At 33.8% G+C, this 13,955-nt stretch carries 11 protein-coding genes and 1 tRNA gene; 8 read left to right on the top strand and 4 right to left on the bottom strand.

Annotated features, from left to right (window positions below; all coding sequences use genetic code 11):
- The first annotated feature begins 9 nt into the window (after positions 1–9).
- The 6 genes from ftsZ to FLAK523_RS01030 all read left to right on the top strand — a co-directional run bounded on the left by ftsZ (position 10) and on the right by FLAK523_RS01030 (position 4,832).
- Positions 10–1,977: a cell division protein FtsZ gene (ftsZ, locus tag FLAK523_RS01055; protein ID WP_248905553.1), complete on the top strand. Its 1,968-nt coding sequence runs from the start codon at positions 10–12 to the stop codon at positions 1,975–1,977.
- Positions 1,978–2,294: 317 nt separating this feature from the next.
- Complete coding sequence (locus tag FLAK523_RS01050; RefSeq protein WP_248905551.1) at positions 2,295–2,744, top strand: GatB/YqeY domain-containing protein; 450 nt, start codon at positions 2,295–2,297, stop codon at positions 2,742–2,744.
- A 57-nt stretch (positions 2,745–2,801) separates the two neighbouring features.
- A tRNA-Arg gene (locus tag FLAK523_RS01045) sits at positions 2,802–2,875 on the top strand.
- 314 nt (positions 2,876–3,189) lie between these two features.
- The gene (locus FLAK523_RS01040) at positions 3,190–3,810 is read left to right on the top strand and encodes a zinc-dependent peptidase (RefSeq protein ID WP_248905549.1); all 621 of its coding nucleotides are present in this window, start codon (positions 3,190–3,192) and stop codon (positions 3,808–3,810) included.
- Positions 3,811–3,901: 91 nt separating this feature from the next.
- Positions 3,902–4,303 (top strand): HPP family protein, encoded by a 402-nt coding sequence (locus FLAK523_RS01035; protein ID WP_368670292.1) that lies wholly within the window; start codon positions 3,902–3,904, stop codon positions 4,301–4,303.
- Positions 4,304–4,409: 106 nt separating this feature from the next.
- Positions 4,410–4,832, top strand: coding sequence for a CBS domain-containing protein (locus tag FLAK523_RS01030; RefSeq protein ID WP_248905523.1), 423 nt, complete (start codon positions 4,410–4,412; stop codon positions 4,830–4,832).
- Between the two features lie 47 nt (positions 4,833–4,879).
- Here FLAK523_RS01030 and rpe read toward each other — a convergent pair whose 3' ends face one another.
- Complete coding sequence (gene rpe / locus FLAK523_RS01025; RefSeq protein WP_248905508.1) at positions 4,880–5,542, bottom strand: ribulose-phosphate 3-epimerase; 663 nt, start codon at positions 5,540–5,542, stop codon at positions 4,880–4,882.
- Positions 5,543–6,209: 667 nt separating this feature from the next.
- Positions 6,210–7,073, bottom strand: coding sequence for an RNA polymerase sigma factor RpoD/SigA (locus FLAK523_RS01020; protein WP_007137700.1), 864 nt, complete (start codon positions 7,071–7,073; stop codon positions 6,210–6,212).
- A 206-nt stretch (positions 7,074–7,279) separates the two neighbouring features.
- Between FLAK523_RS01020 and FLAK523_RS01015 the strand changes: the two genes are divergently transcribed.
- Positions 7,280–7,846 (top strand): RNA polymerase sigma factor, encoded by a 567-nt coding sequence (locus FLAK523_RS01015; RefSeq protein WP_248905506.1) that lies wholly within the window; start codon positions 7,280–7,282, stop codon positions 7,844–7,846.
- A gap of 61 nt (positions 7,847–7,907) precedes the next feature.
- Here FLAK523_RS01015 and FLAK523_RS01010 read toward each other — a convergent pair whose 3' ends face one another.
- The gene (locus tag FLAK523_RS01010) at positions 7,908–8,879 is read right to left on the bottom strand and encodes an OmpA family protein (protein WP_248905504.1); all 972 of its coding nucleotides are present in this window, start codon (positions 8,877–8,879) and stop codon (positions 7,908–7,910) included.
- A 269-nt stretch (positions 8,880–9,148) separates the two neighbouring features.
- Here FLAK523_RS01010 and FLAK523_RS01005 point away from each other — a divergent pair, with 269 nt between their 5' ends.
- Complete coding sequence (locus FLAK523_RS01005) at positions 9,149–11,551, top strand: hypothetical protein (protein ID WP_248905502.1); 2,403 nt, start codon at positions 9,149–9,151, stop codon at positions 11,549–11,551.
- Between the two features lie 156 nt (positions 11,552–11,707).
- Here FLAK523_RS01005 and FLAK523_RS01000 read toward each other — a convergent pair whose 3' ends face one another.
- On the bottom strand, positions 11,708–13,849 hold the full coding sequence (locus tag FLAK523_RS01000) for a polyribonucleotide nucleotidyltransferase (RefSeq protein ID WP_248905499.1): 2,142 nt from the start codon (positions 13,847–13,849) through the stop codon (positions 11,708–11,710).
- Positions 13,850–13,955: the final 106 nt, after the last annotated feature.

Genomic DNA, 13,955 nt, shown 5'->3' with positions numbered 1-13,955 from the left:
CCAAATATTATGACGAGCAACTCAGAATTTGGAAGTATTTCATTTGATTTACCAAAAAACCAATCAAATGTAATCAAAGTTATTGGTGTAGGTGGAGGTGGTAGTAACGCTATAAACCACATGTTTAAACAAGGAATTAAAGGAGTGGATTTTATCGTGTGTAACACAGATTCACAAGCATTAGAAAGCAGTTCTGTGCCAAACAAAATTCAATTAGGTGTACACCTAACTGAAGGACTTGGTGCTGGAGCTAATCCTGATGTAGGACAGCAATCAGCTATTGAAAGCATTGCTGAGATTGAAAAAATGTTGGATCGCAATACTAAGATGGTATTTATCACCGCAGGAATGGGTGGAGGTACTGGAACGGGTGCTGCTCCGGTAATTGCTCAATTAGCCAAAGAAAGAGAAATCCTTACTGTAGGTATCGTTACTCTTCCTTTTTTATTCGAAGGAAAAGTGCGTCAAGAGCAAGCATTACTTGGGATTGAAAAATTAAGAAAACAAGTAGACTCTTTAATTGTTATCAATAATAATAAATTAAGAGAAGTATACGGAAATCTTGGATTCAAAGCCGGATTTTCTAAAGCGGATGAAGTTTTAGCTACTGCCTCTCGAGGAATTGCTGAAGTGATTACGCATCACTATACACAAAACATCGATTTAAGAGATGCTAAAACTGTATTGGCAAATAGCGGTACAGCAATAATGGGATCATCTGTTTCTTCTGGTGAGAATAGAGCAAAGGACGCAATCGTTTCTGCTTTAGACTCTCCTTTATTAAATGATAATAAAATCACTGGTGCTAAAAACGTATTGTTGCTCATCGTTTCTGGTTCTAATGAAATCACTTTAGATGAAATAGGAGAAATCAATGATCATATTCAAATGGAAGCTGGTCACAATGCCAATATTATTATGGGTGTTGGTGAAGACGAAACTCTAGGTGATGCAATCGCAGTAACGATTATAGCTACTGGATTTGATATTGAACAACAAAATGGGATCGTAAATACAGAACCTAAAAAAATAATACATACACTTGAAGACGAACAAAGAAGTGTTCATAATCTTTCAAATAATACGGTTACAGCATTCGATTTAAATAGTGAAACACCTACAGCTAAATCTGATGACAGAATCGTTTTTGAATTAATTGAGGATGAAGTTAAACCACAACCTATTGCCGTTGTTGCTCCTGTTGCTCCAGTTGCGCCAATAAACAGTAATGATGATCTAGTGGTTATGTCTGAATTTATTAAAAATTTAGATGTTACTTTTGAAATCGTATCTCCTATTAAAGATATCGATTTTACTTTTTCGACTCCACAAGTTAATCAAGTGAGACAAGAACAAGTAGCACAGCCAAGGATGGTTGAAAAGCAAGAACAAACTGCTTTTTCTTTTGATTTGCCTGTTCATAAACCAGAACCTGTTGCAGTTGTTAATGAAAACGAAGTTTTGTTTGAATTAACTAATGAAACTCGTGAGATAAAAGTGCATCAACCAGTTCAATTTGTTCCTGTAACTGAATTAACTGATAGAGGTATTATTAAACATTCTCTTGAGGAGTATATGGAAGACGAAAGTGATTTTGGAATTCAAAAACCAGTTGCTAAAGTTGTTGAAGATGTGATTCCAGCGGAATTAAATATCACAATGAAACAGGTCGAAAGAACTGAGGAAGCTCCTGTAAATTTCAATTCAATTTCTCCAATGGAGATGACTATTGAAGAAACAATACGTTTAAGAGCTGACGAAAGAAGAAAAAAACTGAAAGAGTTCAATTATAAGTTTCATAATAATGTTTCTAAAATTGACGAGTATGAAAAAGAACCAGCTTATAAAAGATTAGGTATAGATATTTCTAACGCACAATCTAATAATACAAATTCTAGAATTTCTGTTGGAATAGATAGCAACAACGACTTACAGTTGCGTTCTAATAATTCCTATTTGCATGACAATGTAGATTAATTAACAAAAATCTAAAAAGAACTAGCCCGAAAATTCAATTTAATTTTCGGGTTATTTTTTTTATCTTCGCAGAACTAATTTTGGGATGATTTTTCTTTTGTGCCTTATTCCAGCTGTCGTTACAAGATTTTGTCGTAAAATATTTTTTTCTAAGTCCTTAAAAGAGCTTCCTTTGGTCGCTTTTTAAGTTCAAGAAAAAAGTTATTTTCTCTCAAAATGCTTTTCACTATCATCTGGGGCAATTAGAATCTTCGTTAAAATTAGAATATAATATTCGATTGAAATCATTAATCGGAAAACAAATTAATATAGAAAGTATGAGTTTATCAATACAAATCATGGATCAAATTAAGATTGCCATGAGAGCCAAAGACACTGTTGCATTAGAAGCATTAAGAGCTATCAAATCAGAAATGCTTTTAGCACAAACGGCTACAGGATCAAAAGAAGAAATCACTGCTGATGAGGAAATTAAATTACTTCAAAAATTAGTGAAAATGCGTAAGGATAGTGCAAAAATCTTTACTGAACAAAATCGTTTGGATTTGGCTGAGCCAGAATTAGCACAAATCGCTGTAATTGAACAGTTTTTACCTGCGCAATTGAGTGAAGCTGAAGTAGAAGCTGTGATTGCTAAAATCATTGCTGAAACAGGAGCGTCAGGAATTGCCTCAATGGGTAAGGTTATGGGGTTGGCATCAGCACAATTAGGAGGAACTGCTGAAGGGAAAACCATTTCTACAATTGTAAAAAAATTATTAGTTTAAAATAATATTGATATTCGATTAATGAATTTTATTACATTCGTTATCGAATATCAAATTGACTGCGTAGTTCAACTGGATAGAATATCAGATTTCGGCTCTGAGGGTTGCAGGTTCGAACCCTGCCGCGGTCACAAATAGTTATTAACAATCACAAAACAGCTAATTGAAATTTGCGTTTTGTGGTTTTTTTGTTTTCAGACTAGAGTTTTGTTGTTTAGGTGTAATCAATCACGTTATGATCAAATAATAAATGGATGTATTTCAAATTTTAATAATTGCTTTTTTGGGGATTCTTGTATTGTTGTATTTTTTTGGTGTATTTGTGGAGCCTCTGTATGTTCTTGTTTTTAATAAACCACTTTACATTCATTGGTATCCTTTTACACGAAAATTAACCCCTGCGCAAAAAAACATTCTCGAACGGGAATTCCCCTTTTATCAAAAGTTGTCCGATAAAAGAAAAGAATATTTTGAGCATCGTGCGGCTGCATTTATTGTTAAATATCAATTCATCGGTAAAGGAGGTTTTGTCGTTACGGATCAAGCCAAAGTATTGGTTTCTGCGACGTTTGTAATGCTTACTTTTGGAATGAGACACTATCTGATTAATGTTTTTGATAAAATTATTATTTATCCTGAACTCTATTTTTCTACCGTGAATCAAGAATTTCATAAAGGAGAGTTTAATCCTAGAGTGAAAGCTTTGGTTTTTTCCTGGAAAGATTTTCAGGAAGGATTTTATTTTGAAAATGACAATCTAAATCTAGGCTTGCATGAATTTGGACATGCTTTACACTTTCATGGGCTGAAGAGCAGGGATCAAAGCAGTATAGTTTTTTCGGATGCCTATGTCAATATGCAAGAATATTTAGTGCAGCCGAATGTTCTGAATCAACTCGTAACATCCAAATATTTTAGGATTTATGCCTACACCAATCAGGCAGAATTTTTGGCCGTTGTTTTGGAGCATTTCTTTGAAACTCCTCAAAATTTTAAAAAAGAATTTCCGGAGCTATATAACAATGTTAAGATCATGATAAATTATTACGAACGAGAGAATACGTAATAATTGTTTGAAAATGCTTTTTTAGTTGTAAATTTAGATAGGATTTATAACTATAAGCGTCATGAAACAAAGTGTGCCAGTATCGTCTATTATGACTGAGAATATAATCAAATTGAATCTTTCTGATAATTTAGTAAAGGCGGAAGCCTTGTTCAAGAAACATAAAATTGGACATATACCTGTTGTGAACGAATTTAAAATAATTGGTATTCTAAGTTATACTGATTTGTTGAGGGTTTCTTTTGTTGAAGCAGTCGAAGATGAAGAAGAAAAGGTCGAGGCTACTGTGTTTAATGCATTCTCGATAGAACAAGTTATGGTTAAAAACGTAATCACTATTACCCCTGAAACTACCATAAAAGAAGCCGCTGAAATATTAACTAAAAGCGAATTTCATTCTTTGCCTATATGTGTGGAGGATGTGTTGGTAGGTATTATTACCACTACTGATTTAATTAAATATTTTTTAAATCAATACGATGAATGCATATAATTAGTGAGTTGTTTCAATTCGCTTATATTCTTTTTGTGCTGATATATATCATATTTATTATGGTTTTAGGGTTGTACATTTAAGTATAATTTAAAACCTGATTATCATGAAAAATAGAGTACCAGTGTCAGCAATAATGACAAAAAAAATAGTTAAATTAAACAGTACTGATGATCTTACAAAAGCAGAAGTGCTTTTTAAAAAACATAAAATCCGACACATTCCAGTTGTAAGCGGAAAAACTATAAAGGGAATGTTGAGTTATACAGATCTATTGAGAATATCGTTTGTGGACGCAGTTGATGATGATGCTGAAGATGTGGATACCACTGTTTATGATATGTTTACAATTGATCAGGTAATGGCTAAAAATCTCATTACAATAAGTCCGGAAACAACTATAAGGGAAACGGCTGAGATATTATCAAAAAATGAATTTCACGCCCTGCCTGTTTGTGATGGGGAAACATTAGTGGGGATTGTAACAACCACCGATTTATTAAAATACTTACTGGAGCAATACAATTAGTGCTAAAAAAAAGCGTCCCATTCTGAAGAGAATGGGACGTTTTATCTTTATATTGTTGTCAGCTTTTTTAAATCTGCAATTGTAGTGATTGGGTTTTCGGCTTTAAAGACATAACTCCCCGCTACAAGAACATCAGCTCCTGCTTCCGCAAGTTGTTTTGCATTTTTATTAGTAACTCCACCGTCAACTTCGATCAAAGTTGCAGCTCCTTTTCTAATAATTAATTCTTTTAATTTTTTGACTTTAGCATAAGTATTCTCAATAAATGACTGACCACCAAATCCAGGATTTACGCTCATGATACAAACTAAATCAATATCATTGATAACGTCTTCCAGTAAGTCAATATTAGTATGAGGATTTATGGCGACTCCAGCTTTCATTCCTTCGGCTTTGATGGCCTGAAGGGTTCTGTGAAGGTGTGTACAAGCTTCGTAATGCACACTAAGTATATTTGCTCCTAATTCAGCAAAGGTTTTAATATAACGATCTGGATCTACAATCATCAAGTGAACGTCGATTGTTTTTTTAGCGTGTTTGTTGATCGCTTCTAAAACAGGCATTCCGTAAGAGATATTGGGTACAAAAACACCATCCATAATGTCAATGTGAAACCAGTCGGCTTCACTTGCGTTAATCATTTCGATGTCTCGTTGTAGATTTCCAAAATCTGCTGCTAATACTGATGGTGCAATAAGTGTATTCTTCATTGTGTAGTTGTTTAACCTGAATTTATTTCAGGTTCTTAAGTTGTTGTGTCTGCAAAATTAGTTTTTTAACCGTAAAGTTCACAAAGTTTTTCGTAAAGTCCTCAAAGTTTTTGCAGGTTTGTTTTTGTAGTTGTTTATTTTAGAGGAAATCAACTAGTGTTTCTCAATTGTTTTTTTAGCGTAAGGGATTGCAATGGAAATCCTTTTACTTTTTCTTTTAAAAGTAAAAGATTGAAATGGAAAGCCCGACCCGGAGTTTTTACGAAGGGTTACGCCATTATAATGAGAAAGTTTAAAGTTTAAAGTTTAAAATGAGAAGTGAAAAGTGAAAAGTGAAAAGTGAAAAGTGAAGAGTGAAGAGTGAAAAGTGAAAAGTGAAAAGTGAAAAGTGAAAAGTGAAAAGTGAAAAGTGAAAAGTGAAAAGTGAAAAGTGAGAAGTATCTAAAATGAATTCAGATTATAAAAATAAAACTCCGGAAACCCGAGAGCTTTGCTCGAACAGACCGAGAGTTTTATTGAAAAAAATAAAACTCCGGTAATCAGCCGGAGTTTCAATCATCAATCAAAAAACGAACAGTCAATCAAACTGTTGTTCATTTTGAATTAAAAGTTTTAATATTTAAATAATTAAATTGATTTAAAAATTTTAATTGGGGGATATTGTAAATTAACCTAAGTAGGTTTTTAGTATTTTACTTCTTGAAGTGTGTTTCAATCTTCGGATTGCTTTTTCCTTGATTTGACGTACACGCTCACGAGTCAGGTCGAAAGTTTCTCCTATTTCCTCAAGAGTCATTGGGTGTTGATCACCAAGACCAAAGTACAAACGAACCACATCAGCCTCTCTAGGAGTCAATGTTTCTAGTGAACGCTCGATTTCAGTACGCAATGATTCGTGGATTAATTCTCTGTCAGGATTTGGAGATTCACCAGAACGCAATACATCGTAAAGGTTAGAATCTTCTCCTTCAACAAGAGGGGCATCCATAGATAAGTGACGACCAGAGTTTTTCATAGACTCTTTTACGTCATTTACTGTCATGTCTAGTTCTTTTGCAATTTCCTCAGCAGATGGTGGACGCTCGTTAGATTGCTCTAATAAGGCGTACATTTTGTTGATTTTATTGATAGAACCAATTTTATTTAATGGCAAACGAACGATACGAGATTGTTCAGCCAATGCTTGTAGTATCGATTGACGAATCCACCATACAGCGTATGAAATGAATTTGAAACCACGTGTTTCATCAAAACGTTGAGCCGCTTTAATAAGACCTAAGTTTCCTTCGTTAATTAAATCAGGAAGTGTAAGTCCTTGATTTTGGTATTGTTTTGCTACCGAAACAACAAAACGTAAATTAGCTTTCGTTAATTTTTCTAGGGCTTTTTGATCCCCAGCTTTAATCTTTTGAGCTAATTCTACTTCTTCGTCAGCGGTAATAAGGTCAACTTTACCTATTTCTTGTAAGTATTTGTCTAATGAAGCAGTTTCACGATTGGTAACCTGCTTGGTAATTTTAAGTTGTCTCATGTTTTTGTCTCCCTAATTTTATAAGTGTACAAATAGTTATACGTATGGAGTGTCGAAAAAGTTACAAAAGAGATAACAAAAATAAAAAAAATATTCACAAACGCTTGAAATACAGTAAATTGTGGTTTATCGGTGATTATTTTTTGTATATTTAATGGGATTACTAGCAAGTTATGGTGTTTAATAGTTTAAATATTAAATATATTATGGAAAAAAACTACAAAGTAACAGACGAAGAATTGGTGTCGCAGATATGTAAATCTAATGATATAGTTTTATTTGGAGTTTTATATGACAAGTACGAACCTTTGGTATTCAGTAAATGCTTTAGTTTTGTACGTTCCAGGGATGAAGCAAAGGATTTAACACACGATGTTTTTTTACATGTTTTTGTAAAACTCCACAGTTTTAATGGGGAATCGCAATTTTCCACCTGGTTGTATTCGGTAACTTCAAATTATGGAATTAATTATCTTAATAGAAATAAGGAGCGGAAAATAACCTCGAACTCTAAACCATTAAAAGAAGAATATAACTTAGCCGCTGAGTTAAATGATTGTAACTTAAGTCAATTGCAGATCGATCGATTAGAATTGGCATTGACAAAAATTAAACCAGAGGAAAGTATGATTCTTAAATTGAAATACCAAGATGATTTGTCTTTAAAAACATTGCAAGAGCTACTGGGATTGTCTGAAAGTGCCGTAAAAATGAGGATTCTAAGAGCGAAGTCAAAAATTATAGCAGTGTATAATACATATGAATTTCAATAAATTCCAATTTATGAAAGTCTATTTTTAAATTTTAAATTGAGATTTGTTTAGTTAGGCGAAGTTATTTTCGGATAATAAAGGACAATTCAACTCTACGTGCATATTCTTCTTTGTTTGCAGCATAATCAATGCCATGGTATTGCGTTAGGATTCTACTGGGATGAATCCCGTTTTTAACCAAATATTTTTTTACATTTTCAGTTCTTTGTGTCGATAAATTTTGATTGTAAATTGGGTTGCCTTTGTTACTGGCGAATCCTTTTAAATACACATCAATTTTATCGGTAGATTTTAGAATACTGACAATTTCATCTAATTGTTTTGTTTGACTTTCTTTTATTGCTTTTGAGTTATTATCAAAATGCACCTCACTATGAAAGCTGTCGAATTTTTTCATTAGTTCTGGGTAGTCTGATATTTCTCTTTTTTCGATTATCAAAGTGTCTTTGGATGTGTTTTTTGAATTCAAAAGCCGTATTATTTCATCGTAGTCGTTTTTTGAACGATTAAGATTCTCTTGCTTTTCTCTTGTAAGTAACTGTTCATAAGCTTCTTTTTTTAAAGTAATTATTTTCTTCTCTAGCTCAGCTACTTCTTCAGAATGTAAGGTGTTTGTTTTGTTTTTTCCTTCAGCTATTGTCGAATATGTTGTTGTGGCATTTCTGGGAGTTGTCACCACAGTTAAAGACCCTTTTCCCGATGTTTTTTTTTGGTTGCTATTCAATGAAGCGTTCAGTAATTTAATATCATATTCTAATGTTTGTAGTTTGGCATAAATAGCATTTAACTGAGATTGTTGTTTAGAACTGGATTCAGGAAACTCGAAGTTGGTTCCTTTTAAATCAGAATTAGAAAACCGATTGATGTTTTTCTCATTCTCAAATATAACGGTATCTCTTTTTTCTTTAATTTTTTTAATCAATGAAATAAGATTTTCTTCTGAAATTATTATAACACTCTCGGCAGTCTCTTGAGACTGAGCAGCGGAAGAAAATAAAAAATAAATTACTATAAAGAATATTTTGGTTTTCATAATGCAATCCTTTTTAAGTAAGACACAGACAATTAATAAAAGTCACAATTGGTGGTTTTGTGACTTTATGCGATTAGTTGTGTCTAAAAGTAGTATGAGCTATTTTCTATTGGTTTTAAAATGTAATTGTGAATAACAGGCATTTTGAGAAATAGTAAGTGACTGTATGAAGCTGTTGTAGAAATATTGCCGGATTAGTTAGTTTGAAAATTAATAATATAAGTAATGCTATAGTTTTATCAATATTAGGAACTTTAAAATAAAATATCATGAAAAACATTAGATACATAACCCTGTTTTTGCTTTCTGTCAATTTTGGTTTTGCGCAAGTAAAGGACATTAGTTTTACACTTTCCCCATTTGCTGAATATACTTGGTGGGACAATCAATCTGGTTTAGAGGACGGTATTTTATTGGGAGGTAAGTTGGGTTTTAGTTTTGGTGAATATGTGGAATTACGTGCTATCTATCTACAGTCGATAGATTTGAAAACGAATTTTGATAACTTTGGTATTAATGGATTTTCCAGCAGTATGTTTAATCCACAAGATATAACTTTAACTCGATGGGGAGGTGAATTTAAAGCAAATATAGGTGTGGGGAATCTCAATCCTTATGTCACTTTAGGAACAGGAGTTCAAAATATTGAAATTGATGGTGGTAAAGATTTCGATCAAATATATGCCAGTTTTGGTTTAGGGATAAAAACCAAACTAACTGATAGGATTGTGTTTTCAATTGAAGGGAAAAACACCCAGTATAATTTTGATGCAGGTAAGAATTTATTAACTGATGGCGATAAAACGACTTTTGGTGTTACTAATGCTGACTTTCAGAGTAGTTTACTTTCTAATTGGTCAGTACAGGGGTCATTACAGTTTTATTTAGGAGGAAGACGTCCAGGAACGTTATCGGAACTTGATAGGGCTTATCTACAAAAGTTTAAAGGTGGTTTTAAAGGATTGCGCTGGGTAGTGGAACCAAGTATGAATTACATTGAATTTGATAATGATTCTTCTTTTAGGAATACCTGGTTGCTGGGAGGATATGTGGGTTTTGATTTTGATGCTTACACTGGGATAAGATTGTTCTATCTTCAAGCGACTGAAAACGATCAACTGTCAACAAATTTTGACAAAATGGCGATGTACGGCGTTGAATTTAGAGCTCGTTTAAATGATGGTAACGGAGTGTCCCCTTATCTAGTGTTGGGTGGAGGTTACTTAAATCCGTCAAGCAATTATTTAGGTGTGAATGATGTTTCAGTTGATGGAGAGGAATTTGCTTCGGCTGGTTTAGGGTTAAACATTCCATTGAGTAAAAACTTTTTGATAACGGGTGGCGCGAGAGGAATGGTTACATCGAGCCAGGATGTTGAAGATTTAGCAGGGACTGATCAATTGCAAACTCATATGATGTATAATGCTGGAATGAAGTTGACTTTTGGGGCAAAATCTAAAAGCCCTTCTGCAGTATATCAATCTCAATTAGATGATGCTTTAGTTACCCAAGATAAAATCTCACAAGAAGAATATCAGAAGAAATTAGATATGCAAAAAGCGAATAACAATCAGAAATTAACAAGTTTGAAAGAAAAATATCAATTACAACTTGATTCTTTACAGGTCGAATTAGAGAAGGCAAATCGTGAAAATGATGTAGAGAAAGCAGTTCAAGTATTGGAACAAAAAAGTGAAACTAAAAAAGCTTTAAATGAGGTTGAGACAGTAAGGAAAAAATCTGACGGAACCACTGCTGTATCTAGTCAGGAAAAAGTTGTAACTAAAGAAGTAGTGGTTATAGAGAAAAAAGAAGGCTTTGTTCAGAGCAAGGAATTAGTAAAAATGACTCCTGCTGAGCTGGAACTGCTGATTGATAAAATTCTGGAAGAAACCTATCCGTCAAAAAAAGGAGAGAGTCAGGCTATAGAAGTCGAGCAACTCAATAAAAGAATCGATTTTCTTGAAAAATTAATTTTACAGAATAATGGGTCTTCTTCATTGGATAAAAAAGCTAAAGGTATTAATGAAGATTTAGATCCAAATAAAGAGTTGATTGCGAAGCTTGACGCTTTAAAAATGCAATCAGAGTTAAATTCAAAAAAGATTGATATGTTAAGCTCAACTCCTGTAGAAAGAGATAGAGTTGTTGTTGTGAATCCAATTGTAAGTGGCGACCAAAAAACAAATGTCGTAACTAGGGAGGATGATTATGTGGAGGTGAGAGAGAATGTGCTTGTGCCAGGAAGATTTCTAAAAAAGGAAAGAACATCTTCTAACGGAATGACTTATCGAGGGGCAAGTGGGTATTTAGGAGCCAATGTAGGAGGGCAAACAACATTTAATATAGGTGCAAGAATTAATTACGGACTACGAAATACTAAAATAGAGTTGATGCCGGAGTTTTATTATGGCATTGCGAACCCAAGTTCTTTTGGTCTTTCAGGGAATTTTATTTACCCATTTAATGCTCTTAAATTTTCTGAATTTATGACGCCTTATGCAGGTATTGGAGCTGGTCTTATCAAAATTAATGATGATGTAAAAGCAGCGCATAACATAATTATTGGGACTAACTTGAAATTTGGCAAAGGAAGACTATTTGCAGACTTTACAGCCAGGAATTTTTTTAAATACAATCAGTTTGCATTAGGTTATCGTTTTGATTTTTGAGATAAACAGTAATTGAAAAATTTATATATTGAAATTAATGAAGAGTGGAGAGTTTACTATCCTTGCTTTATAAAAGTATCTAGAATCGAAAAACCCCAATTCAAATAAATGAATTGGGGTTATCTATAAATAAACCTTTAGTAAACTAAGATCTGATTACTCTTTTCTTTCCTCACGTGGAGGTCTTGCCATAAGTGCTTTTCTTGACACTTTTTCTTTTCTGGTTTTTGGATCCATACCTAAGTATTTCACTTCAAAAACATCACCCATGTTGACTACATCAGAAACATTTTCTGTGCGTTCCCAAGCCAACTCAGATACGTGTAATAAAACTTCGTTTCCTGGAGCTGATGTGTATTCTACAACTGCACCAAAATCTAGCATTTTGATTACTTTTACTTCGTAAGACTCATTCATTTGAGGCTTGAAAGTGATTGATTTAATTTTAGCCAATACTGCTTCAATTCCAGCAGGATCAGTTCCTAAAATTTCAATAACCCCTTCTTCAGTAGCTGGATCTTCATTGATAACAATTGTTGTTCCTGTAGTTTTTTGTAATTCTTGAATCACTTTTCCTCCAGGTCCGATCAATGCTCCAATGAAAGCATTAGGGATTCTTCTTGTAATAATTTTTGGAGCGTAAGCTTTAACGTCTTCTTTTGGAGATGCTAAAGTTTCGATTAATTTTCCAAGAATATGTAAACGACCGTCACGAGCTTGTGCTAGTGCAGCTTCCATAATTTCGTATTTCAATCCATCAATTTTGATGTCCATTTGGCAAGCTGTAATTCCTTCAGAAGTTCCAGTTACTTTAAAGTCCATATCTCCTAAGTGATCTTCGTCACCAAGAATATCAGACAATACTGCAAAACGATCTCCATCAGTAATTAATCCCATTGCAATTCCTGAAACTGGACGAATCAACTGGATACCTGCATCCATTAAAGATAATGTTCCAGCACAAACTGTTGCCATAGAAGATGAACCGTTAGATTCTAATACTTCAGATACAACACGAATTGTATAAGGACAATCAGCAGGAATCATATTTTTTAATGCTCTTTGAGCCAAGTTTCCGTGACCTACTTCTCTTCTTGAAGTTCCTCTTAGAGGACGAGCTTCACCAGTTGAGAAAGGAGGGAAATTATAGTGTAAGTAGAATTTTTCTTCACCTTGTTGAGATGGTGAATCAATTTGGTTAGCTTCTCTAGATGTCCCTAAAGTTGCTGTTGCCAATGCTTGAGTTTCTCCACGTGTAAACAATGCTGAACCGTGTACAGATGGTAAGTAATCTACTTCACACCAGATATCTCTAATTTCAGTTGTTTTTCTTCCGTCAAGACGTGTTCCTAAATCTAGGGTTACGTTACGAACAGCTTCTTTGTTGGTTTTTTTGAAATATTTAGAAACTAAATCTCCATTTTCTGCCAATTCTTCTTCAGTGAATAACGCTTTAACTTCTTCTTTAACTTCGTCAAATGCAGCTGTACGTTCTTGTTTAGAAGAACCTTTGCTAGCAATAGCGTAAATTTTATCGTAAGATGCTGCTTTTACTTTAGCGTAAATAGCTTCGTCTTCTCTTTCTCCTTCGTATGTACGAACTTCTTTTTTACCAAAAGCAGCTTGTAAACGCAATTGAGCAGAGATTTGATTTTTGATATGTTCGTGAGCAAATTTAATTGCTTCAAGCATTTCAGCTTCCGAGATCTCTTTCATTTCACCTTCTACCATTGCGATAGAATCCATAGAAGCTCCAATCATCATATCAATATCTGATAATTCTAATTGTGCACGACTTGGGTTGATGATGAATTTACCATCGATTCTTCCTACTCTAGCCTCAGAGATTAAAGTTTCGAAAGGAATGTCAGACAAAGCTAAAGCTGCTGATGCTGCTAAACCTGCTAATGCGTCTGGCATTACGTCATCGTCATGAGACATTAATTGAATCATAACTTGAACTTCAGCATGGTAATCATCTGGGAAAAGTGGACGTAAAACACGGTCTACTAAACGCATTGTTAACACTTCGTTGTCACTTGGTCTTGCTTCTCTTTTGAAGAAACCACCAGGAAAACGTCCTGCTGCAGCAAATTTTTCACGATAATCTACCGTTAGTGGTAAAAAGTCGATACCTGGACTTGCTTTTCTTGAAGATACTACTGTTCCTAAAATAACAGTTTTTCCTATTCTAATTACTACAGATCCATCAGCTTGTTTCGCTAAACGACCTGTCTCGATTGTGATGTTTCTGCCATCACCTAAATCGATACTTTCTACAAATAATTGTGGAATCATAAATTTAATTATATTAGTTAAACATGGGTTTTAGTTGTGTTGTAGTTGTTGTTTGCGTAGTTAATGCCTAAAACCCAATGAAAAACCAAACTTTTTTATGCAATCT

Source organism: Flavobacterium sp. K5-23, from assembly GCF_023278045.1.
Lineage (GTDB): Bacteria > Bacteroidota > Bacteroidia > Flavobacteriales > Flavobacteriaceae > Flavobacterium.
Note: the sequence above shows the minus strand (reverse complement) of the source record. Positions and strands in the feature narration are given on the sequence as shown.